General features: G+C 61.7%; 22 protein-coding genes. 17 read left to right on the top strand and 5 right to left on the bottom strand.

Annotation, left to right across the window (positions count from 1 at the left end; translation table 11 throughout):
- Positions 1-60: 60 nt before the first annotated feature.
- From NRB16_RS10885 to arfB, 6 genes are all read left to right on the top strand, one after another.
- Positions 61-759: a ScpA family protein gene (locus NRB16_RS10885; RefSeq protein WP_162484340.1), complete on the top strand. Its 699-nt coding sequence runs from the start codon at positions 61-63 to the stop codon at positions 757-759.
- 12 nt (positions 760-771) lie between these two features.
- Positions 772-1569 (top strand): SMC-Scp complex subunit ScpB, encoded by a 798-nt coding sequence (gene scpB, locus NRB16_RS10880; RefSeq protein ID WP_045481598.1) that lies wholly within the window; start codon positions 772-774, stop codon positions 1567-1569.
- Positions 1570-1685: 116 nt separating this feature from the next.
- Complete coding sequence (locus NRB16_RS10875; protein WP_045481595.1) at positions 1686-1877, top strand: DUF1289 domain-containing protein; 192 nt, start codon at positions 1686-1688, stop codon at positions 1875-1877.
- Between the two features lie 197 nt (positions 1878-2074).
- The gene (gene rluB / locus NRB16_RS10870; RefSeq protein WP_045481592.1) at positions 2075-3205 is read left to right on the top strand and encodes a 23S rRNA pseudouridine(2605) synthase RluB; all 1131 of its coding nucleotides are present in this window, start codon (positions 2075-2077) and stop codon (positions 3203-3205) included.
- Positions 3206-3284: 79 nt separating this feature from the next.
- Positions 3285-4679: an amino acid permease gene (locus tag NRB16_RS10865; RefSeq protein WP_257106141.1), complete on the top strand. Its 1395-nt coding sequence runs from the start codon at positions 3285-3287 to the stop codon at positions 4677-4679.
- 43 nt (positions 4680-4722) lie between these two features.
- Positions 4723-5136 carry an alternative ribosome rescue aminoacyl-tRNA hydrolase ArfB gene (gene arfB, locus NRB16_RS10860; RefSeq protein ID WP_257106140.1) on the top strand — a complete coding sequence of 138 codons (414 nt, stop codon included), beginning with the start codon at positions 4723-4725 and terminating at the stop codon, positions 5134-5136.
- Here arfB and NRB16_RS10855 read toward each other — a convergent pair.
- The 5 genes from NRB16_RS10855 to NRB16_RS10835 all read right to left on the bottom strand — a co-directional run bounded on the left by NRB16_RS10855 (position 5130) and on the right by NRB16_RS10835 (position 7841).
- On the bottom strand, positions 5130-6323 hold the full coding sequence (locus NRB16_RS10855) for an MFS transporter (RefSeq protein ID WP_253141206.1): 1194 nt from the start codon (positions 6321-6323) through the stop codon (positions 5130-5132). The genes arfB and NRB16_RS10855 overlap by 7 nt on opposite strands.
- 161 nt (positions 6324-6484) lie before the next feature.
- The gene (locus tag NRB16_RS10850) at positions 6485-6664 is read right to left on the bottom strand and encodes a hypothetical protein (protein ID WP_045481581.1); all 180 of its coding nucleotides are present in this window, start codon (positions 6662-6664) and stop codon (positions 6485-6487) included.
- 88 nt (positions 6665-6752) lie between these two features.
- Positions 6753-6890: a hypothetical protein gene (locus tag NRB16_RS10845; protein WP_158497578.1), complete on the bottom strand. Its 138-nt coding sequence runs from the start codon at positions 6888-6890 to the stop codon at positions 6753-6755.
- 153 nt (positions 6891-7043) lie between these two features.
- Positions 7044-7400, bottom strand: coding sequence for a 4a-hydroxytetrahydrobiopterin dehydratase (locus tag NRB16_RS10840; RefSeq protein WP_257106139.1), 357 nt, complete (start codon positions 7398-7400; stop codon positions 7044-7046).
- 162 nt (positions 7401-7562) lie between these two features.
- A complete protein-coding gene (locus tag NRB16_RS10835; RefSeq protein ID WP_253141208.1) occupies positions 7563-7841 on the bottom strand; it encodes a DUF2790 domain-containing protein in 279 nt (92 codons plus the stop codon).
- 323 nt (positions 7842-8164) lie between these two features.
- On the opposite strand from NRB16_RS10835, the gene acs reads away from it, so the two are divergent.
- The 11 genes from acs to astD all read left to right on the top strand — a co-directional run bounded on the left by acs (position 8165) and on the right by astD (position 21087).
- Positions 8165-10120 carry an acetate--CoA ligase gene (gene acs / locus NRB16_RS10830; RefSeq protein ID WP_045481573.1) on the top strand — a complete coding sequence of 652 codons (1956 nt, stop codon included), beginning with the start codon at positions 8165-8167 and terminating at the stop codon, positions 10118-10120.
- 429 nt (positions 10121-10549) lie between these two features.
- A complete protein-coding gene (locus NRB16_RS10825) occupies positions 10550-11326 on the top strand; it encodes an ABC transporter substrate-binding protein (RefSeq protein ID WP_257106138.1) in 777 nt (258 codons plus the stop codon).
- A gap of 75 nt (positions 11327-11401) precedes the next feature.
- Complete coding sequence (locus NRB16_RS10820) at positions 11402-12091, top strand: ABC transporter permease (protein ID WP_045481566.1); 690 nt, start codon at positions 11402-11404, stop codon at positions 12089-12091.
- Complete coding sequence (locus tag NRB16_RS10815) at positions 12088-12786, top strand: ABC transporter permease (protein WP_257106137.1); 699 nt, start codon at positions 12088-12090, stop codon at positions 12784-12786. Before NRB16_RS10820 ends, NRB16_RS10815 begins: the two co-directional genes overlap by 4 nt.
- Position 12787: 1 nt before the next feature.
- On the top strand, positions 12788-13900 hold the full coding sequence (locus tag NRB16_RS10810; RefSeq protein ID WP_257106136.1) for a M14 family metallopeptidase: 1113 nt from the start codon (positions 12788-12790) through the stop codon (positions 13898-13900).
- 24 nt (positions 13901-13924) lie between these two features.
- Positions 13925-14689, top strand: coding sequence for an ABC transporter ATP-binding protein (locus tag NRB16_RS10805; protein ID WP_045481554.1), 765 nt, complete (start codon positions 13925-13927; stop codon positions 14687-14689).
- 140 nt (positions 14690-14829) lie between these two features.
- The gene (locus NRB16_RS10800) at positions 14830-15837 is read left to right on the top strand and encodes a GlxA family transcriptional regulator (RefSeq protein ID WP_257106135.1); all 1008 of its coding nucleotides are present in this window, start codon (positions 14830-14832) and stop codon (positions 15835-15837) included.
- 362 nt (positions 15838-16199) lie between these two features.
- Entirely contained in the window at positions 16200-17417 is a 1218-nt protein-coding gene (locus NRB16_RS10795; protein WP_253116799.1) for an aspartate aminotransferase family protein, read from the top strand.
- A gap of 103 nt (positions 17418-17520) precedes the next feature.
- Entirely contained in the window at positions 17521-18552 is a 1032-nt protein-coding gene (aruF, locus tag NRB16_RS10790; RefSeq protein ID WP_045481544.1) for an arginine/ornithine succinyltransferase subunit alpha, read from the top strand.
- 52 nt (positions 18553-18604) lie between these two features.
- Positions 18605-19621, top strand: coding sequence for an arginine N-succinyltransferase (gene astA / locus NRB16_RS10785; RefSeq protein ID WP_045481541.1), 1017 nt, complete (start codon positions 18605-18607; stop codon positions 19619-19621).
- The gene (gene astD / locus NRB16_RS10780; RefSeq protein ID WP_257106192.1) at positions 19618-21087 is read left to right on the top strand and encodes a succinylglutamate-semialdehyde dehydrogenase; all 1470 of its coding nucleotides are present in this window, start codon (positions 19618-19620) and stop codon (positions 21085-21087) included. The genes astA and astD overlap by 4 nt, the downstream gene beginning before the upstream one ends.
- The last annotated feature ends 31 nt before the right edge of the window (positions 21088-21118 follow it).

Below are 21118 nucleotides of genomic sequence, written 5' to 3'. Positions count from 1 at the left end.
CGGGTCTATGGCCAGCCGTTCACCCAGTTGCCGCTGGACCTGTACATTCCGCCGGATGCGCTGGAGGTTTTCCTCGAAGCGTTCGAAGGGCCGCTCGACCTGTTGCTGTACCTGATCCGCAAGCAGAACGTCGACATTCTCGATATCCCGGTGGCGGAAATCACCAAGCAGTACATGGGCTATGTCGAGTTGATGAAAAGCGTGCGCCTGGAGCTTGCCGCCGAGTATCTGGTCATGGCCGCCATGCTTGCCGAGATCAAGTCGCGCATGCTGCTGCCGCGTTCCGAGGCCGTCGAGGCCGAAGAAGACGACCCGCGTGCCGAACTGATCCGTCGTCTGCAAGAGTATGAACGCTTTAAAAATGCCGCCGAGGGCATCGATCAATTGAGCCGGGTCGGTCGCGACATCATTGTGCCGCGCCTTGAGGCACCCGAGGCCCGGGCGCGCAAGCTGCTGGCGGAGGTCAGTATCGAAGAGGTGCTGATGTCGATGGCCGAGGTGCTGCGCCGTGCCGACATGTTCGAAAGCCACCAGATCAGTCGCGAAACCCTGTCGACCCGCGAGCGCATGAGCGACGTGCTTGAACGCCTTAAAGGCGGCGGGTTTGTGCCCTTTATCGAGCTGTTCAGCGCCGAAGAAGGGCGGTTGGGCGTGGTGGTGACCTTCATGGCCGTGCTGGAGCTGGTCAAGGAGTCGCTGGTCGAACTGGTGCAGAATGAACCCTTTACCGCCATCCACGTGCGCGCCCGAGCCGAATAGAGCAAACCTGCCATGAACCTCAATGAACCCCGCGACCTGGCGCCCTTGCTGGAAGCTTTTCTGCTGGCCTCTGGCAAGCCGCAGCCTCTGGAGCGTCTGTACGAGCTGTTCGAAGAGGCTGAGCGCCCGGAGCCGCCGGTCTTCAAGAAGGCCCTGCAACTGCTGGGCAAGTCGTGCGAAGGCCGTGCTTTCGAACTTAAAGAAGTGGCCTCCGGTTACCGCTTGCAGATCCGCGAGCGCTATGCGCCGTGGGTCGGTCGGCTGTGGGAGGAGCGCCCTCAGCGTTACTCGCGGGCGATGCTGGAAACCCTGGCGCTGATTGCCTATCGCCAGCCGATCACCCGTGGCGAGATCGAAGATGTACGCGGCGTGACGGTCAACAGCCAGATCATCAAAACCTTGCTGGAGCGCGAGTGGATACGCATCGTCGGCTACCGCGACGTACCGGGTCGCCCGGCGATGCTGGCCACCACCAAAGCGTTTCTCGATTACTTCAACCTTAAAAGCCTGGAAGACCTGCCACCGCTGGCCGACTTGCGCGAAATGGAGCCCGAGCCGCTGCTGGACATCGACGACGCACCGGTGCCGGCGCACCTTCAGGCATTGGCCGATGCCAGCTTTGAAGGCGAAGAGGTCGGCGACGGCGACACCGCGCCGAAAGAGGAAACCAGCTTTCGCACCCTGCTGCTGGAACTCGACGATATGGAGCAGGGGCTCAAAACCGACTTCGATGACCTGCTGCGCGAGCAACCCCAGGCGGCGATCGAGGACCAGGAAGACGACGAGGCCGAGCTGGAAAAACCGGCTTGATACCCCACCGCGATCGCTTGTAGAAGCCGCTTTAGTTGCGAAAGGTGGCTTGGCTTCGGGCTGAAGCGGATCGCCGCCCGGCCCCTGCTACAGACATTCCCCTAGCCGAGGTATTAATGAGTTCAAGCAAGAATCCGTGCATCAGCCTGTGCAAGTTCGATGCTGATATCTGCCTCGGCTGTGGCCGCAGCAAGAAAGAAATCAAGGCCTGGAAGAAGCTCGACAAGGATCAGCGCAGCGAGATTCTGAGCCTGGCCAAAAAGCGCATGAGTACCCTCAAAGGCGCCGGTCGGCGGAAAAAGAAATAACCATGGGTGCGTAACCAGCCACAAGCGCGTATGATTCGCGCCCCTCTGACCCGGCAACGCGGTGATTGCCCGATGGCAACCGACCCGGGGCCAGACGATTCTTGAATTTCGCCAGGGCGCGGCACACACTGCCCGCCGGGCAACAGGCTTTGCCGGTCCTCGGTGAACCCTGATTCGACACACCGGGAGGTGCCCAGATGAGTGAAAAAGAACTGCAAGACGAACAGGCCGAAAAACCCGCAGGCGAAAAACTGCAGAAGGTTCTGGCGCGTATTGGCGTGGGCTCGCGCCGCGACGTCGAAGCCTGGATCGGCCAGGGCCGGATCAAGGTCAATGGCGTTGTCGCCAGCCTCGGCCAGCGTGTTGACCTGCATGATGCGATCAGTGTCGACGGGCAACTGGTCAAGCGCGAAGAGTCCCGCGAGAACGTGCGCCGGGTCATCATGTACAACAAGCCGGACGGTGAAATCTGCACCCGCGACGACCCTGAAGGCCGGCCGACCGTATTCGACCGCCTGCCGCGTCCCAAAGAAGGCCGCTGGGTCAACATCGGCCGTCTCGACATCAATACCACCGGGCTGCTGATGTTCACCACTGACGGTGAGCTGGCCAACCGGCTGATGCACCCCTCCTACGAGATGGACCGCGAATACGCGGTACGTGTACGTGGCGAAGTGGACGATGACATGCTGCTGCGCCTGAAGAACGGGGTGATCCTCGAAGACGGCCCGGCGCGTTTCACCGACGTGCAGAAAGCTCCGGGCGGCGAAGGCTTCAACCACTGGTATCACTGCGTGGTGATGGAAGGTCGTAACCGTGAAGTGCGTCGTCTGTGGGAATCCCAAGGTCTGGTGGTCAGCCGTCTGAAGCGGGTGCGTTACGGACCGGTGTTCCTCAATTCCGACCTGCCGATGGGCCGCTGGCGCGAAATGAGCCAGCAGGAAGTCGACATCCTGGCGGCAGAAGTCGGCCTCAAACCGGTCGCCATGCCGGTGATGAGTGGCAAGAGCCGCGAGAAAATGGAGCGCCTGCAGCGCCAGTCTTCGCGTCCATTGGGCAAGGGCGAGCGGGTGCGCAACCTGCGTCCGGCGGCTGCGGCTGATGCCCCGGCCAGCAGCGAGCGTGCGCCACGTGCGCCGAAGACCGAAGAGCGTGCGCGGCCGAACCTGTCCGGCAAGCCGGGCGATTCGCGCAGCGGCGGTCGTGGTCGTGCCACGCCGGTGGCCGAGCGGCCATCGGACGTGCGTCAGCGTCCGGGCAAGCCGGCCGGCAAGCGCCCGTCGGGTGACGATGCGCCGCGTCGTGGTCCGGGCCGCAAGCCCCAGTAAGGCTCTTGAGCCTCAAGCAAACGCCGGTTTCGACCGGCGTTTGTCATTTCAGTCAAAGATAAAGATCGGGTAGTTTTCAATGAGTGCAACTGACGTACAGCCGAGCGGGCTGCAACGCAAGCTCAAGAATCGGCATATCCAGTTGATCGCCCTGGGCGGTGCGGTGGGCACCGGCTTGTTCCTGGGTTCGGCCGGGGTATTGAAGTCCGCCGGTCCGTCGATGATTCTCGGCTACGCCCTGTGTGGGTTCATTGCCTTTCTGATCATGCGCCAATTGGGCGAGATGATTGTCGAGGAGCCGGTGGCCGGCTCGTTCAGCCATTTTGCGCATAACTACTGGGGCGGTTTTGCCGGCTTTCTGTCGGGCTGGAACTGCTGGTTGCTGTATATCCTGGTCGGCATGTCGGAGCTGACCGCGGTCGGCAAGTACGTGCATTACTGGTGGCCGGAGATCCCGAGCTGGGTCACGGCCGCAGTGTTCTTTGTGCTGATCAACGCCATCAATCTGACCAACGTCAAAGTGTTCGGCGAAACCGAGTTCTGGTTCGCGATCATCAAGGTGCTGGCGATCATCGCCATGATTGCGCTGGGCAGCTACCTGTTGGTCAGCGGCAAGGGCGGCCCGCAGGCCTCGGTCAGCAACCTGTGGGAGCATGGCGGCCTCTTCCCCAACGGGCTGGGCGGTCTGGTGATGGCCCTGGCGTTCATTATGTTTTCCTTTGGCGGGCTGGAAATGCTCGGTTTCACCGCCGCCGAGGCGGACCAGCCGAAAACCGTGATTCCCAAGGCCATCAACCAAGTCATCTACCGCATCCTGATTTTCTATATCGGTGCGTTGGTAGTGCTGTTGTCGCTGACCCCGTGGGACACCCTGCTAGGCAGCCTCAATGCTTCGGGCGATTCCTACAGTGGCAGCCCGTTCGTTCAGGTGTTCTCCATGCTCGGCAGCGACACCGCCGCGCACCTGCTCAACTTCGTGGTCCTGACGGCAGCGCTGTCGGTGTACAACAGTGGCACCTACTGCAACAGCCGAATGTTGGTGGGCATGGCTGAGCAGGGTGACGCGCCGCGCAGCCTGGCGCAGGTCGACCGCCGCGGTGTGCCGGTACGGGCCATCCTGCTCTCGGCAGCGGTGACGGTCATGGCGGTATTGATCAACTATTTCATGCCCGGCGAGGCGCTGGAGCTGTTGATGTCACTGGTGGTCGCGACCCTGGTGATCAACTGGGCGATGATCAGTTACTCGCACCTGAAATTCCGCCAGCATCTGCAACGCACCGGCCAGGTTCCGGCATTCAAGGCGCTCTGGTATCCGCTGGGCAACTACCTGTGCCTGGGTTTCGTGGTGCTGATCCTGGGCATCATGCTGTTGATTCCCGGCATCCGTAATTCGGTGTTCGCCATTCCGTTGTGGCTGGCGGCGATGTGGCTGTTCTACTTGCTCAAGTCGCTCAAGGCGGCTATCAAGGCCTGAGCGGCGATTCGGGCCTGGCTCATGGCAGGCCCACGGAGGCGCTATGTTGATTATCTCCAGCAACGTTCACCTGCCTGATTGCGAAATCGAATGGTCGGCGATTCGCGCCCAGGGCGCCGGTGGGCAGAACGTCAACAAGGTCTCCAGCGCGATCCACCTGCGCTTCGATATCAAGGCTTCGTCACTGCCCGAGTTCTATAAGGAGCGCCTGCTGGCCCTGCGCGACAGCCGCATCACGGCTGACGGAGTGATCATCATCAAGGCCCAGCAGTATCGCACTCAGGAGCAGAACCGTAACGACGCGCTGTTGCGCCTGACTGAGCTGATCGTCAGCGCCAGCAAGGTCGAGAAGAAACGCCGCCCCACCAAGCCGACCCTCGGTTCGCAAAAGCGCCGCCTGGAGTCCAAGACCAAGCGCAGTTCGATCAAGTCGGGGCGGGGCAAGGTCGACTATTGAACCCGGCTGCGTCTATACAGCCAGATACTGAGCAACAACCCCGCCAGTGCAGCCAGGGCGGCGAACAGAAAGATTGATACAAAGCCGAACCCGGCGGCAATGGCGCCGGCCAGCGGCCCGGTGATGCCCAGCGACAGGTCGATGAACAGCGAATAGGCACCCACCGCTGCGCCGCGGCTGGAGGCCGGTACCAGATTCACCGCTTCGACGCCCAGCGCCGGGAATACCAGCGAGAAGCCAAAACCGGTCAACGCCGCGCCTGTCAGGGCCAGTTCCGGCGATTGGGCCAGCCATAGCAGTAGCAATCCGCAGGTCTCGACGCTCAGGCAGACGATGGCCACACGAAAGCCGCCCAGGCGGTTGATGAGGTTGCCGAAGATCAGCCGCGCGATGATAAAGCAGGCGCCGAACAGGCTCAGGCACAACGCTGCGTTGGGCCACTGGTTGCTGGCGTAATACAAGGTGATGAAGGTGGCGATGGTGCCAAAACCGATCGACCCCAGTGCCAGGCCCATACCGTGCGGAAATACCCGGCCCAGGACATGGATGAACGGCAGGCGCTCGCCGCTGACGATCGGCACCGGAGGCTTTTTCCAGGCCAACAGCTGGCTGACGAACCCCAGCACAATCAGGCTCAGGCCCATGCTGGCCAGCCCGTAGCTGTTGACCATCCATACCCCCAGCGGGGCGCCGATGGCCAGCGAGCCGTAACTGGCGATGCCGTTCCAGGAAATCACCTTGGCCGTATGCTGTGCACCGACCCGGCCAATTCCCCAGCCGATTGCCCCCGAGCCGACCAGGCTCTCTGCGCTGCCTAGAATCAGCCGGCCCACCAACAGGCAGACCAGGCTCAGCCATGGCCAGTCTTGCAGGCCAACCGCCAGCAGCATGAACACCCCGCTGACGCCGCAGCCAAGCAGGCCATACTGCACGGCCTTTTTGCAGCCCAGGTTATCAATGACCCGCCCGGCCCAGGGGCGGCTGAGCAGGGTGGCCAGATACTGCACACTGATCACCAGCCCGGCAGTCACCGTGCCAAAGCCCAGGTCGTTATGTACAAAGCCGGGCAGCACGGCCAGCGGGATGCCGATGTACAGGTAGCCGATGAAGGTGAACATCACGATTGACACAACCTGCCGGGTGACCTGCAGTTGTGTTGGTGGGGGTGTTTGCTTGAGCGTGGTCATCAGAGGTCGCAAGGCTGGGGACGAAATATGAAGATTGTCGCCAGCCGGTGTTGTTATGGCGCCCGATTGAGAAAACCGGGCAAAACCTTAGCAAGCTTACAATCGGCCTCCATCATAACGACGGGCGCGCAGTGATGACACCGTTCTGATGAAAAGAGAGGTCAGCTATTGGCAGGCGACAGCAAACGAGTGGTGACCAGTGCGGCCAGGGCATTTTCTTTGGTGCCGAAGCGGCTGAGCAACGCGCTTTGCTTTTCCGGACTCAGGCGCGTCCAGATTTCGATCATTTTTTCGGCGGTGCCGATCAGTGCGTCGGCCTGGGCTGGCGAGAATTCAGTCATGGGAACTTCTTTTGAGCAGCGGGAGGGAAATCATGACAGGCGTATGGAAAACAACAAACGCTGTTTTCGATACGCCTGTGGTCACCTTTCAGTCTTCGACAGGCTGTTGGCTGTCTTCAGACTGGGTGGTTGGCAGCTCGACGATGACGCCAAGTTCCTGCTGGGCCAGGATCGACTGAGCCGATTCCTGAGTGCTTGTGAAGGGGAAGTTCGGGATTTCATGCATAGTCATTGCTCCTCGCAAGGGGTTTGCAGATAGAACCGTGCTTAACAAAGCGCTGACAGGATAGCGCAGTGAAGATGACAAACAGACTTTTTTGTTTACTCCTGGAAACAAATAGCCGATTTCACTGTCGGTAAAAAAGCTGGCAGACAGCCGCTATTTGCGCCCTTCCGCCTGCTGCGCCGCGCCTTCGGTGCGGGCCGCCAGAATGAAATCATTGGCGTGCAGGCCGCCAATTGCATGGGTCCACCAGGTGACGGTGACCTTGCCCCATTCAGTCAGCAATGCCGGGTGATGATCCTCGGCTTCGGCCAGCGCACCGATGGCGTTGGTAAAGGCCAGGGCACTGGCGAAATTCTTGAAGTCGTAAGCTTTTTCCAGCTGGCGGACCCCGTCGCGGGTTTCCAGGCGCCAGCCGGGCAGCTGTGGCAGCAGGATTTTCAGGTCGTCATCACTGACCGGGCTGGCATTGCCGTGACAGGGCTGGCATGAGCGTTCGTGCAGGGCGGTCATAGAGGTGCTCCTGTTGTGCAAACCAGAACCATAGCATAGCCCTCGGCGGGTCTTGCCTGCAGCGCGGTCGAGCGCGCCTTGCCGGGCAGTTGCGCAAGGCGCTTGTTGTTGTTGTTGTTGTTGTTGTTGTTGTTGTTGTTGTTGTTGTCCGAAGCAACCGGGTCAGCTGTTGCCGCAACCGGAGGCCAGCACTTGGTAGCGCATGATGTGCTGCTGGCCATGGGAGTCTTGGTAAGTCATGCGCACCGGCACTACACCGCAAACGTTGGGCATCGGGCTGATCGAGATCACCCGGGCGATATCCGGATGCATGTCGTAGGTGTAGGTTTCAACCACCGGTGTGGCCGAATCGGTCTGGCTGGCTGTTCGGGCTCCGGAATCATCAGCCAGGGCGAGTGTGCTGAGACCGCAAAGTGCCAGAATCCAGATTGAGCGTTTCATTGGTGAACCTTCTGTAAGAATGAAATCCAGTGCGAGAGAGGGCGCATCGACCGTTTTCAGGTCGATGGGCAAGCCGTCTGCGTGTGGATTTGTCTGCTGTTTGCCGGTTGGCGGGGGCCATTCTAGAAGTGCTGTGCGCCGGAATAAACGCGCCAGGCGGCTAAGCATTTTTGGCAAAACTGCAACAATCAGCGGGTCGCCCTCAGGGCCGGGCGTCTTGGCGGGGGTGGCCGCTTCGGTAAGACCATCGTCGAATGGCCCTACAATCGGTGGCGGGATAAAACAGTTCCATACAACAACAACTATCCACCGAGGTAACCAAGATGAGTGCAGCTTCCCTGTACCCCGTGCGCCCAGAAGTTGCGGCCAATACGTTGACCGATGAGGCGACCTACAAGGCCATGTACCAGCAGTCGGTGGTCAACCCCGACGGCTTCTGGCGTGAACAGGCCAAGCGCCTCGACTGGATCAAACCCTTTACCCACGTCAAGCAGACGTCCTTCGACGACCATCGGGTCGACATCAAGTGGTTCGCTGACGGCACCCTCAACGTGGCTTACAACTGCCTGGATCGTCACCTTGAAGAGCGCGGCGACAGCATCGCGATCATCTGGGAAGGCGACGACCCGTCCGAGCACCGTGAAATCACCTATCGTGAACTGCACGCTGAAGTCTGCAAGTTCGCCAACGCCCTGCGCGGCCAGGACGTGCACCGCGGTGATGTGGTCACCATCTACATGCCGATGATCCCGGAGGCGGTGGTCGCCATGCTGGCTTGTGCGCGGATCGGCGCCATCCACTCGGTGGTGTTCGGCGGCTTCTCTCCCGAAGCCCTGGCCGGGCGCATCATCGACTGCAGTTCCAAGGTGGTGATCACCGCCGACGAAGGCCTGCGTGGCGGCAAGAAAACTCCGCTCAAGGCCAACGTCGACCGCGCCCTGACCAACCCGGAAACCAGCAGCGTGCAGAAGGTTATCGTCTGCAAGCGCACCGGTGGCGACATCGAGTGGAACCGCCATCGTGACATCTGGTATCACGCGTTGCTGGAAGTGGCATCGAGCACCTGCGCGCCGAAAGAAATGGGCGCCGAAGAGTCGCTGTTCATCCTCTACACCTCCGGCTCCACCGGCAAGCCTAAAGGCGTGCTGCACACCACCGCCGGTTACCTGCTGTACGCCTCGCTGACCCACGAGCGGGTGTTCGACTACCGTCCGGGCGAGGTCTACTGGTGCACCGCCGACGTGGGCTGGGTCACCGGCCACAGCTACATTGTCTACGGCCCGCTGGCCAATGGCGCAACCACCCTGTTGTTCGAAGGCGTGCCTAACTATCCGGACATCACCCGGGTGTCGAAAATCGTCGACAAGCACAAGGTCAATATCCTCTATACCGCCCCGACCGCGATCCGCGCCATGATGGCCGAAGGTACCAAGTCGGTAGAAGGTGCCGACGGTTCCAGCCTGCGCCTGCTGGGGTCTGTGGGCGAACCGATCAACCCTGAAGCCTGGGGCTGGTACTACAACACGGTGGGCAAGCAGAACTGCCCGATCGTTGATACCTGGTGGCAGACCGAGACCGGCGGCATCCTGATCAGCCCGTTGCCAGGGGCCACGGCGCTCAAGCCAGGTTCGGCAACCCGTCCGTTCTTTGGTGTGATCCCGGCGCTGGTGGATAACCTCGGTAACCTGATCGAAGGTGCGGCCGAGGGCAACCTGGTGATCCTCGATTCCTGGCCGGGCCAGTCGCGTTCGCTGTACGGCGACCACGACCGCTTCGTCGACACCTACTTCAAGACCTTCCGCGGCATGTACTTCACCGGCGACGGTGCGCGTCGCGACGAAGATGGCTACTACTGGATCACTGGCCGGGTCGATGACGTGCTCAACGTTTCCGGCCACCGCATGGGCACCGCCGAGATCGAGAGCGCCATGGTGGCCCACCCGAAAGTCGCCGAAGCGGCAGTGGTTGGTGTGCCGCATGACCTCAAGGGCCAGGGCATTTATGTCTACGTGACCCTCAACTCGGGCGAAGTGCCGGATGAGGCGCTGCGTCTGGAGTTGCGCAACTGGGTGCGCAAGGAAATCGGCCCGATTGCTTCGCCGGATGTGATCCAGTGGGCGCCGGGCCTGCCGAAAACCCGCTCGGGCAAGATCATGCGCCGTATCCTGCGCAAGATTGCGACCGGCGAATATGACTCGCTGGGCGATATCTCCACCCTGGCCGATCCGGGCGTGGTGCAGCATCTGGTCGACACCCACAAGACCATGAGCGCCGCCTGATTCGCGCGATATAAAAGACGCCCCGCCCGGAATTACCGGGCGGGGCGTTTTTTTGCGAGTCACTGATCGGCATTACCCCGTAGGAGCGGCTTCAGCCGCGAAGGCCTTGTGCTAAATCTTCGGGGATAGAGAGCTTCGGGGCTCAAGCCCCTCCTATGGTTAGGTCGAGACTTCTGTGAGTCACAGAAAATCATCTGGATCAATCATCCTGCGCTTTGTCAATGCACTCATTCTGCGCCTTTGAAGATTCTGTAATTAGTTGTCGCCTCAGAGAAATATCGACTTTTCACCTGCCGTTAAAATGCCCGGCCATTCGCCCAGGCCGGCTGTTCGGCCTCAAGCCTGCGCGTCGCAGATTTGCTGCTTCTCAGTGCATTGGGTTCTATGCTCAATCTGCCACCTAATTGTTTTACCGATGGAGTTTCAGGAATGAAAAAGCTTGTGCTTTTCGGCGCATTGGCGTTGTCCATGCTTGCCCAGCCGGTTCTGGCCGATGAGAAACCACTGAAAATCGGTATTGAAGCGGCTTACCCTCCGTTCGCCTCCAAGGCCGCCGACGGCAACATCGTTGGCTTCGACTACGACATCGGCAACGCCCTGTGCGAAGAGATGAAGGTCAAGTGCACCTGGGTCGAGCAAGAGTTCGACGGCCTGATCCCGGCGCTGAAAGTGCGCAAGATCGACGCCATCCTGTCGTCGATGTCGATCACTGACGACCGCAAGAAGTCGGTGGACTTCACCGGCAAGTACTACAACTCGCCTGCGCGTCTGGTCATGAAAGACGGCACTGTTGTCAGCGACAGCCTCGAAGAGCTCAAAGGCAAGCGCATTGGTGTGCAGCGCGGCTCGATCCACGAGCGTTTCGCCCGTGAAGTGCTGGCGCCCAAAGGCGTGGCCGTGACCCCGTACAGCTCGCAGAACGAAATCTATCTGGACATCGGCGCCGGTCGGCTGGACGGCACCGTGGCTGACGCAACCCTGCTGCAGGACGGCTTCCTGAAAACCGACGCAGGCAAAGGCTATGCGTTCACCGGTCCGTCTTTCACTGACCCGAAATACTTCGGTGAAGGCATCGGCATTGCGGTGCGCAAGGGCGACAAGCAGAACCTGGAGCGTCTGAACGCTGCCATCGCGGCCATCCGCGCCAATGGCAAATACAAGGCCATTCAGGATAAGTATTTCGATTTTGATATCTACGGCAAGTAAAGGCGGGGCAACCGCTGTCAAAATGGCGCACGCGTGTTGCGCCATTTTTATTTTCAGGCTTGAGGACCACATAACATGTTGAATGGCTACGGGGCCGTTATCCTCGAAGGCACTTGGCTGACCTTGCAGTTGGCCCTGTCCTCGATGGCCCTGGCAATCGTCCTGGGGTTGCTCGGCGTGGCGATTCGTCTGTCGCCGGTGCGCTGGCTGGCGCGGCTGGGCGACCTGTACAGCACGGTGATGCGCGGCATTCCCGATCTGGTGCTGATCCTGCTGATCTTCTACGGCGGTCAGGACCTGCTCAACCGTGTCGCGCCGCTGCTCGGCTTCGATGAGTACATCGACCTCGATCCTTTCGTGTCGGGCATCTTCACGCTGGGTGTCATCTTCGGCGCCTACCTGTCGGAAACCTTTCGCGGTGCCTTTCTGGGCATCCCCAAGGGCCAGACCGAGGCCGGCATGGCTTACGGCATGAGTGCTTTCAAGGTGTTCTGGCGCATTCAGGTGCCGCAGATGATCCGCCTGGCGATCCCCGGTTTCACCAATAACTGGCTGGTGCTGGTCAAAGCCACCGCGCTGATCTCCGTGGTCGGCTTGCAGGACATGATGTTCAAGGCCAAGCAGGCAGCCGATGCCACCCGCGAGCCGTTCACGTTCTTTCTGGCCGTGGCGGCGTTGTATCTGCTGATCACCAGCGTTTCGCTGCTGGCGCTGCGCTACCTGGAAAAACGCTACACCGTAGGCGTGAAGGCGGTGGACCTATGATGTTCGACTACAACGTGGTCTGGGACAGCCTGCCGCTGTATCTGGACGGGATGCTGACCACCATCAAGTTGCTGCTCATTTCGCTGTTTTTCGGCCTTTTGGCGGCGTTGCCGCTGGGCATCATGCGGGTTTCGAAAAAACGCTGGGTCAACTTTCCTGCGTGGCTGTACACCTATGTGATTCGCGGCACGCCGATGCTGGTGCAGCTGTTTCTGATCTACTACGGGCTGGCGCAGTTCGAGGCGGTGCGTCAAAGCTTGCTGTGGCCGTGGCTGTCGAGCGCGACCTTCTGCGCCTGCCTGGCGTTTGCCATCAACACCAGCGCCTACACCGCCGAGATCATCGCTGGCAGCCTCAAGGCCACCCCGGCGGGAGAAATCGAAGCGGCGCGGGCGATGGGCATGTCCGAGGTGACCCTGTACCGGCGTATCCTGCTACCCTCGGCAATGCGCCGTGCATTGCCGCAGTACAGCAACGAAGTGATCATGATGCTGCAGACCACCAGTCTGGCGTCGATTGTCACCCTGATTGATCTGACCGGTGCGGCGCGTACCGTCAATGCCCAGTATTACCTGCCTTTCGAGGCATATATCACCGCAGGCGTTTTCTATCTGTGCCTGACTTTCGTTCTCGTGCGGCTGTTCCGGATCGCCGAGCGTCGCTGGCTGGGTTACCTGGCCCCAAGGAAGGTCTGACATGCAACGAATCGATCACCCATTGCCGTGGAGCAGCCTCGGCAGCAGTCGCCAACTCAGTGTCTTTCGCTTCGGTGTCGGCGAGCGCAAGGCCTATATCCAGGCCAGTTTGCATGCCGATGAGCTACCCGGCATGCGCACCGCCTGGGAGCTGAAAAAGCGCCTGGCCGAGCTTGAGGTCCAAGGCGCGCTCAAAGGCACTGTCGAACTGGTGCCGGTGGCCAATCCGCTGGGCCTGGGGCAATTGTTCCAGGGCGCGCATCAGGGCCGCTTCGAGTTCGGCAGCGGGCGCAATTTCAATCGGGATTTCTTCGAGCTGAGCGAGCCGGTGGCGGCCAGCCTTGAGGGTCGCCTGGGCGATGATCAGCGTGCCAACGTGCAATTGGTGCGTCAGGCCATGCGCGATGCGCTGGCCGGTCTGCCACCGGCGAGCAGCGAGCTGGACGGCTTGCAGCGCTTGTTGCTCAGCCATGCCTGTGATGCCGATGTGGTGCTTGACCTGCACTGCGATGCCGAAGCAGCGCTGCATATGTACGCTTTGCCGCAGCACTGGCCGCAATGGCGTTCGCTGGCCGCGCACATGGGCATGAAGGTCGCGCTGCTGGCCGAAGACTCCGGCGGCAGCTCGTTCGACGAAGCCTGCTCGTTGCCTTGGTTGCGCCTGTCGCGGATCTTCCCCGACGCGCAGATCCCGCTGGCCTGCCTGGCCACCACGCTGGAGCTGGGCGGCCAGGCCGACACCGGCGCTGCCGCAGCACAGGCGCATGCGGCCGGTATCCTTGCGTTTCTCGCCGAGCAGGGCTTTATCGAGGGTGAATGGCCGCAGGCCGCATTTGAGGCCTGCGAAGGCATGCCTTTCGAAGGCACTGAATTGCTGTATGCGCCACACCCCGGTGTGGTGACGTTCCTGCGTGAGCCTGGTGCCTGGGTCGAGGCCGGCGAGCCGTTGTTCGAAGTCATCGATCCGCTGTCCGATCAGGTCAGCACCTTGTGTTCATCCAGCGCCGGCGTGCTGTTTGCCGTCGAGCGGCTGCGTTACGCTCAACCTGGTTTCTGGCTGGCCAAAGTGGCGGGGCGCACCGCGCGACGTCACGGACGGTTACTCAGTGACTGACCGATTTTTCGAGAACCTTCTACGATGAACAAACTGCAAGTCCAGGATCTGCACAAGCGCTACGGCACCCACGAGGTGCTCAAGGGTGTGTCACTGACCGCCCAGGCCGGCGATGTCATCAGCATCATCGGCTCCAGCGGCTCGGGCAAGAGTACCTTCCTGCGTTGCATTAACCTGCTTGAACAGCCCCATGCCGGCAAGATCATCCTTAATGGCGAAGAGCTGCGCCTGGTGCCGGGCAAGGACGGCAGCCTGCGCGCCGCTGACCCCAGGCAGTTGCAGCGCCTGCGCTCGCGGCTGTCGATGGTGTTCCAGCATTTCAACCTGTGGGCGCACATGACCGCGCTGGAAAATGTCATCGAAGCGCCGGTGCAGGTGCTTGGCGTGCCACGCCAGGAGGCGCTGGAAAAGGCTGAGCACTATCTGGCGCGAGTCGGGGTGGCGCACCGTAAGGACGCTTATCCCGGCCATATGTCCGGTGGCGAGCAGCAGCGCGTGGCGATTGCCCGGGCGCTGGCCATGGAGCCTGAAGTGATGCTGTTCGACGAGCCAACCTCGGCGCTGGACCCGGAACTGGTCGGCGATGTGCTCAAGGTCATGCAAAGCCTGGCTCAGGAAGGCCGGACCATGGTAGTGGTGACCCACGAGATGGGCTTTGCCCGAGAAGTGTCCAACCAATTGGTGTTTCTCCATCAGGGGCTGGTTCAGGAGCGGGGCGATCCTCGCGAGGTGTTGAGCAATCCGCAATCGGAGCGTTTGCAGCAGTTCCTGGCGGGAAGCTTGAAGTGACTTGCACCAAGTTGGTGCTTTCTGATGTGGAACAAGGCATCCTGCGTCGGCGCATGCGCCCGATAGAGGCTGTGCAAGCACCGACAGCCTGATGGCCAGCGGTGTGGTTCCGCCTAACGGCGACATGTAGTGGATGTCTAATGACTGCTCATCGAATAGGTTTTCTAGTCTGGCCCGGTACCAAGGCCTTGACCCTGGCACTGGCTGAGGAAGCCTTGAGCGTTGCCCGGCAGGTTCACCCCGAGGTGAGCTACGAACGGGTGGTGTTGCATGCCGAAACGGCCGACGCCGCAGCGGATACGCCGGCCGGCGCGGGTGACTGGCGTTTGCCGGGCGAGCCGTGGTCGGCTGCCGGGCTTGAGGGCCTGCACAAGCTGTTTCTGCTGGCGGACGAGCCGCCGGGGCCGATCTCGGCAGGCTTGGGCAGTGCGCTCAAGCAACTGGTGCGCAGCGGCTGCATGATCGGCGGCCTGTCGGCCGGGGTTTACCCGCTGGCCCAATTGGGTCTGCTCGATGGCTACCGCGCAGCGGTGCACTGGCGCTGGCAGGACGACTTCAGCGAGCGATTTCCCAAAGCCATCGCCACCAGCCATCTGTTCGACTGGGACCGTGACCGGATGACGGCTTGTGGCGGCCTGTCGGTGCTCGACCTGCTGCTGGCGGTGCTGGCCCGCGATCATGGCGCTGAACTGGCCGGTGCGGTGTCCGAAGAACTGGTGGTCGAGCGCATTCGTGAAGGCGGCGAGCGCCAGCGCATTCCATTGCAGAACCGTCTTGGCTCCAGCCACCCCAAGCTGACCCAGGCGGTCTTGCTGATGGAAGCCAATATCGAAGAGCCGCTGACCACCGACGAAATCGCCCAGCATGTCTGTGTTTCACGCCGGCAACTGGAGCGGATCTTCAAGCAATACCTCAACCGCGTACCCAGCCAGTACTACCTGGAACTGCGCCTGAACAAGGCCCGCCAGATGCTGATGCAGACCAGCAAGTCGATCATTCAGATCGGTCTGTCGTGCGGCTTCTCGTCAGGGCCGCATTTCTCCAGCGCCTACCGCAACTTTTTCGGCGCCACCCCGCGCGAAGACCGCAACCAGCGCCGCAGCAACAGCCCGTTCGAACTGTCCTCGGTGCCGGCAGAGCGGGGGTAGGACCGGGGGCGGCGATCCGTTTTAGCCGGGAAGGCCATTCACCGTTGTAGGACCGGCTTTAGCCGGGAAGACGGTTTCGACGGTCGAAAGCCATTCACCGCTGTAGGACCGGCTTTAGCCGGGAAGGCGGTTTCGACGGTCGAAAGCCATTCACCGCTGAAGCGGTTCCTACGACGGTTGCGATCATTCGCAAGGTGCATGGGTGACTTAATGTGTCGCTTGGTTGAAACTTGACGTCCATGTCCGCTCTTGGGCTGTAATAACTTGTCGCCTGCTAGCAAGGCCAGACAAAATGCAGTCCTTACAATCCTTTATCTATCGCTCGCCAGTTCCAGGCAGGCGTTTCTCTCCAGGAGATTCTGATGTCCGTTGAGCATGCTGCGGTGCAACGCGCCGATTTCGACCAGGTGATGGTCCCCAACTACGCACCGGCCGGGTTCATTCCCGTGCGTGGCGCGGGCTCCCGAGTCTGGGACCAGGCGGGCCGTGAGCTGGTGGATTTCTCCGGCGGCATCGCGGTCAACGTGCTGGGTCATTGCCACCCGGCGCTGGTGGGCGCACTGACGGCCCAGGCCAACAGCCTGTGGCACGTGTCCAACGTATTCACCAACGAGCCGACCCTGCGTCTGGCGCACAAACTGGTGGACGCCACCTTTGCCGAGCGGGTGTTCTTCTGCAACTCCGGCGCTGAAGCCAACGAAGCGGCTTTCAAGCTGGCCCGGCGTGTCGCTCATGACCTGCACGGCCCGGAAAAACACGAGATCATCGCGGCGCTGAACAGCTTCCACGGCCGCACCCTGTTTACCGTCAGCGTCGGCGGTCAGCCGAAGTATTCCGACGGTTTCGGGCCGAAGATCACTGGCATCAGCCATGTGCCGTACAACGACCTGGATGCGCTCAAGGCCGCGATCAGCGACAAGACTTGCGCCGTGGTCCTGGAGCCGATCCAGGGCGAGGGCGGCGTGCTGCCGGCTGATCTGGCTTATCTGCAAGGCGCCCGTGAGCTGTGCGACCAGCACAACGCGCTGCTGATCTTCGACGAAGTGCAGAGCGGCATGGGCCGGACCGGCAAGCTGTTCGCTTATCAGCACTACGGCGTGACCCCAGACATCCTGTCCAGCGCCAAGAGCATTGGTGGCGGCTTCCCGCTGGCGGCGATGCTGACCACCGAGAAACTGGCCAGCCACTTCTCGGTTGGCGTTCACGGCACCACTTACGGCGGCAACCCGTTGGCCTGTGCCGTGGGCGAAGCGGTGATCGACATCGTCAACACCCCGCAGGTGCTTGAAGGTGTGCAAGCCAAGCATGAACTGTTCAAGACCCGTCTGCTGGACATCGGCCAGAAATACGGCGTGTTCAGCGAGGTGCGTGGTCAGGGCCTGCTGATCGGTGCGGTGCTCAGCGATGCCTGGAAGGGTAAGGCCAAGGACTTCTTCGCCGCTGCCGAGACCGAAGACCTGATGATCCTGCAGGCCGGCCCTGACGTGGTTCGTTTTGCGCCCAGCCTGGTGATCCTCGATGCTGATATCGAAGAGGGCCTGAACCGCTTCGAACGTGCCGTGGCCAAGCTTACGGCCTGATGTCGCGCTGCTGTCGCCGGGTGCGGCAGCGGCCAGAATTCGTGGCGCGCAGGTAACGCCTGCGCGCCTCAGTGATTGATCACACACGCTAAGGAGTGACGCCATGCTGGTGATGCGCCCCGCGCAAATGGCCGACCTGGCCGAGGTCCAGCGCCTCGCTGCCGATAGCCCGATCGGTGTCACCTCTCTGCCCGACGATGCCGGCCGGTTGGGTGACAAGATCGCTGCGTCCGAGTCTTCGTTCGCCGCCGAGGTCAGTTTCAACGGTGAAGAGACCTATTTCTTTGTGCTCGAAGACAGTCAGACCGGGCGTCTGGTCGGCTGCTCCGGGATCGTCGCATCGGCGGGTTATTCTGAGCCGTTCTACAGCTTTCGTAACGAGACCTTCGTCCACGCCTCCCGCGAGTTGAAGATTCACAACAAGACTCACGTGTTGTCGCTGTGTCACGACCTTACAGGCAACAGCTTGCTGACCAGCTTTTATGTGATCCCGGAGCTGGTCGGCAGCGCCTGGTCGGAACTCAACTCCCGTGCCCGGCTGCTGTTCATTGCCAGCCATCCTGAGCGCTTTGCCGAATCAGTGGTGACCGAGATCGTCGGTTACAGTGATGAGAACGGCGACTCACCGTTCTGGGACTCGATCGGCCGGCATTTCTTCAACCTCAACTACGCCGATGCCGAGCGTCTTTGCGGACTCAAGAGCCGGACCTTTCTGGCCGAGCTGATGCCGCATTACCCGATCTACGTGCCGCTGTTGTCCGATGATGCCCAGGAGGCCATGGGCCAGGTGCATCCACGGGCGCAGATCACCTTCGATATCCTGATGCGCGAAGGCTTCGAGACCGACCACTACATCGACATTTTCGATGGCGGCCCGACCTTGCATGCGCGGGTGTCCAGTATTCGTTCGATTGCCCAGAGCCGCCTGGTGCCGGTCAGGGTTCAGGGCGATGCCGATGCCGATGTCGTCCGTGGGGGGCGTCCGTATCTGGTGGCCAACGATCTGCTGCAGGACTACCGCGCCGTGTTGCTGGAGCTGGACTGGGCGCCAGGCCGCCCGGTGACCCTGAATCGCCAGGCCGCCGAGGCACTGGGCGTCGGTGAAGGCGCCAGTGTGCGTATTGTTTCGGTCTGACGGCGCAAGCCTGACCGGTTCGCGGCCCCGCACGGGGCCTTGAGGAGAAGACATGATCGTTCGTTCCGTCCGCAGCAGTGATCTGCCCGCGCTGATCGACCTGGCGCGCAGCACCGGTGCCGGTCTGACCACCCTGCCTGCCAACGAGCAGCGCCTGACCCACCGCGTGGGCTGGGCGGAAAAAAGCTTTCGCGGTGAAGCCGAGCGCGCCGACTCCGACTACCTGTTCGTGCTTGAAGACGAGAACGGCCAGGTCATCGGCATCTCGGCCATTGCCGGTGCGGTGGGGTTGCGCGAGCCCTGGTACAACTACCGGGTCGGCCTGACGGTCAACGCCTCGCAAGAGTTGAACATCTATCGCGAGATTCCGACCCTGTTCCTGGCCAATGACCTGACCGGCAACTCGGAGCTGTGCTCGCTGTTCCTGCACGCCAACTCGCGCAACGGGCTCAATGGCCGCTTGCTGTCCAAGGCGCGCATGCTGTTCATTGCCGAGTTTCCCGAACTGTTCGGCCCCAAGATCATCGCCGAGATGCGCGGTATCTCGGATGGTCAGGGCCGGGCGCCGTTCTGGGAAAGCCTGGGCCGGCACTTCTTCAAAATGGAGTTCAGCCAGGCTGACTACCTGACCGGGGTCGGTAACAAGGCGTTTATCGCTGAACTGATGCCCAAGTTTCCGCTGTACACCTGCTTCCTGTCTGATGACGCTCGCAGCGTGATCGGCCGCGTGCATGCCGAAACCGAACCGGCGCTGACCATGCTCAAGAGTGAAGGCTTCACCTATCAGGGCTACGTCGATATCTTCGATGCCGGCCCCGCCATCGAGTGCGAGACCGGCAAGATCCGTGCAGTGCGCGACAGCCAGACCCTGGTGTTGTCGATCGGCACCGCCGGTGATGAGGCGCCGCTGTTCCTGATCCACAACCGCAAGCGTGAGGACTGCCGTATCACCGTCGGCCGTGCGCGTTCGGTGGCCGGCACCCTGGTGGTCGATCCGGCCACGGCGCGGCGCCTGCGCATGAGCCCTGGTGATAATGTCCGCGCCGTGCCGCTGTCGGCGGGTGGCTGATGAGCAGCCTGTTCATCGCGGGCCAGTGGCAGGCGGGGCAGGGCGAGGCCTTCGCTGCGCACAACCCGGTCAGCCAGCAGCGGGTCTGGTCTGGCCAGGCGGCCAGCGCCGCCCAGGTCGATCAGGCCGTGCAGGCCGCGCGCCAGGCGTTCAGCGGCTGGGCATTGCGACCGTTGCACGAGCGCATCGACCTGCTCGAAGCCTTTGCGGCGCGCTTGAAGGCCCGTGCTGATGAGCTGGCCCGACGCATCGGTCAAGAGACCGGCAAGCCGCTCTGGGAGGCCGCCACGGAAGTCACCAGCATGGCCAACAAGGTTGCCATCTCGATCCAGAGTTACCGTGAGCGTACCGGCGAGAAGGGCGGCCCGCTGGGCGATGCCAATGCCGTATTGCGTCACAAACCGCATGGCGTGGTGGCGGTGTTCGGACCTTACAACTTTCCCGGCCACTTGCCCAACGGGCATATCGTACCGGCGCTGCTGGCCGGCAATTGCGTGGTGTTCAAGCCCAGCGAACTGACTCCGGGGGTGGCTGAGCTGACCCTGCAGTGCTGGATCGAAGCGGGCTTGCCAGCCGGGGTGCTCAACCTGTTGCAAGGTGGCCGAGACACCGGTGTCGCGCTGGCCGCGCATGCCGATATCGACGGCTTGTTCTTCACCGGTTCCAGCCAGACCGGGCAAGCGCTGCATCGCCAGTTCGCCGGGCAGCCGCACAAGATTCTTGCCCTGGAAATGGGCGGCAATAACCCGTTGCTGGTCGATCAGGTGCAGGATGTCGATGCGGCGGTATACACCGTGATTCAGTCGGCATTCATCTCTGCCGGCCAGCGCTGCACCTGCGCCCGGCGCCTGCTGGTGCCGCAAGGCGGCTGGGGCGATGCCTTCTTGCAGCGCCTGGTGGCGGTGAGCCGCACCTTGCAGGTCGGTGCGTTCGACAGCCAGCCGGCGCCGTTCATGGGCGCGGTGATTTCACTGCGGGCCGCCGATGCACTGTTGCGGGCACAGAGCCGGTTGCTGGCCAATGGCGCTCAGGCGTTGCTGGAAATGACCCGTCTACAAGCGGGCAGCGCGCTGCTCAGCCCCGGTATTGTCGATGTAACCGATGTGGCGCAGCGCCCTGACGAGGAACTGTTCGGCCCATTGCTGCAAGTGATCCGCTACAGCGACTTTGCGGCGGCCATCAATGAGGCCAATGCCACCCGTTATGGTCTGGCCGCCGGGCTATTGTCCGACAGCGAAGCGCGTTACCGTGACTTCTGGCTGCAAAGCCGCGCCGGTATCGTCAACTGGAACAAACCATTGACCGGTGCCGCCAGCACCGCGCCGTTCGGTGGGGTCGGTGCCTCGGGCAATCATCGCGCCAGTGCTTATTACGCGGCAGATTACTGTGCATACCCGGTAGCGTCCCTTGAGGCCCAGGCCTTGAGTCTGCCGGCCAGCCTCACGCCGGGTATTCGCTTCGACTGAGCCTTGCGCGCTGCAGCATAAAAAATAGATC

It is taken from the genome of Pseudomonas sp. LJDD11 (assembly GCF_024584215.1).
Lineage (GTDB): Bacteria > Pseudomonadota > Gammaproteobacteria > Pseudomonadales > Pseudomonadaceae > Aquipseudomonas.
Note: the sequence above shows the minus strand (reverse complement) of the source record. Positions and strands in the feature narration are given on the sequence as shown.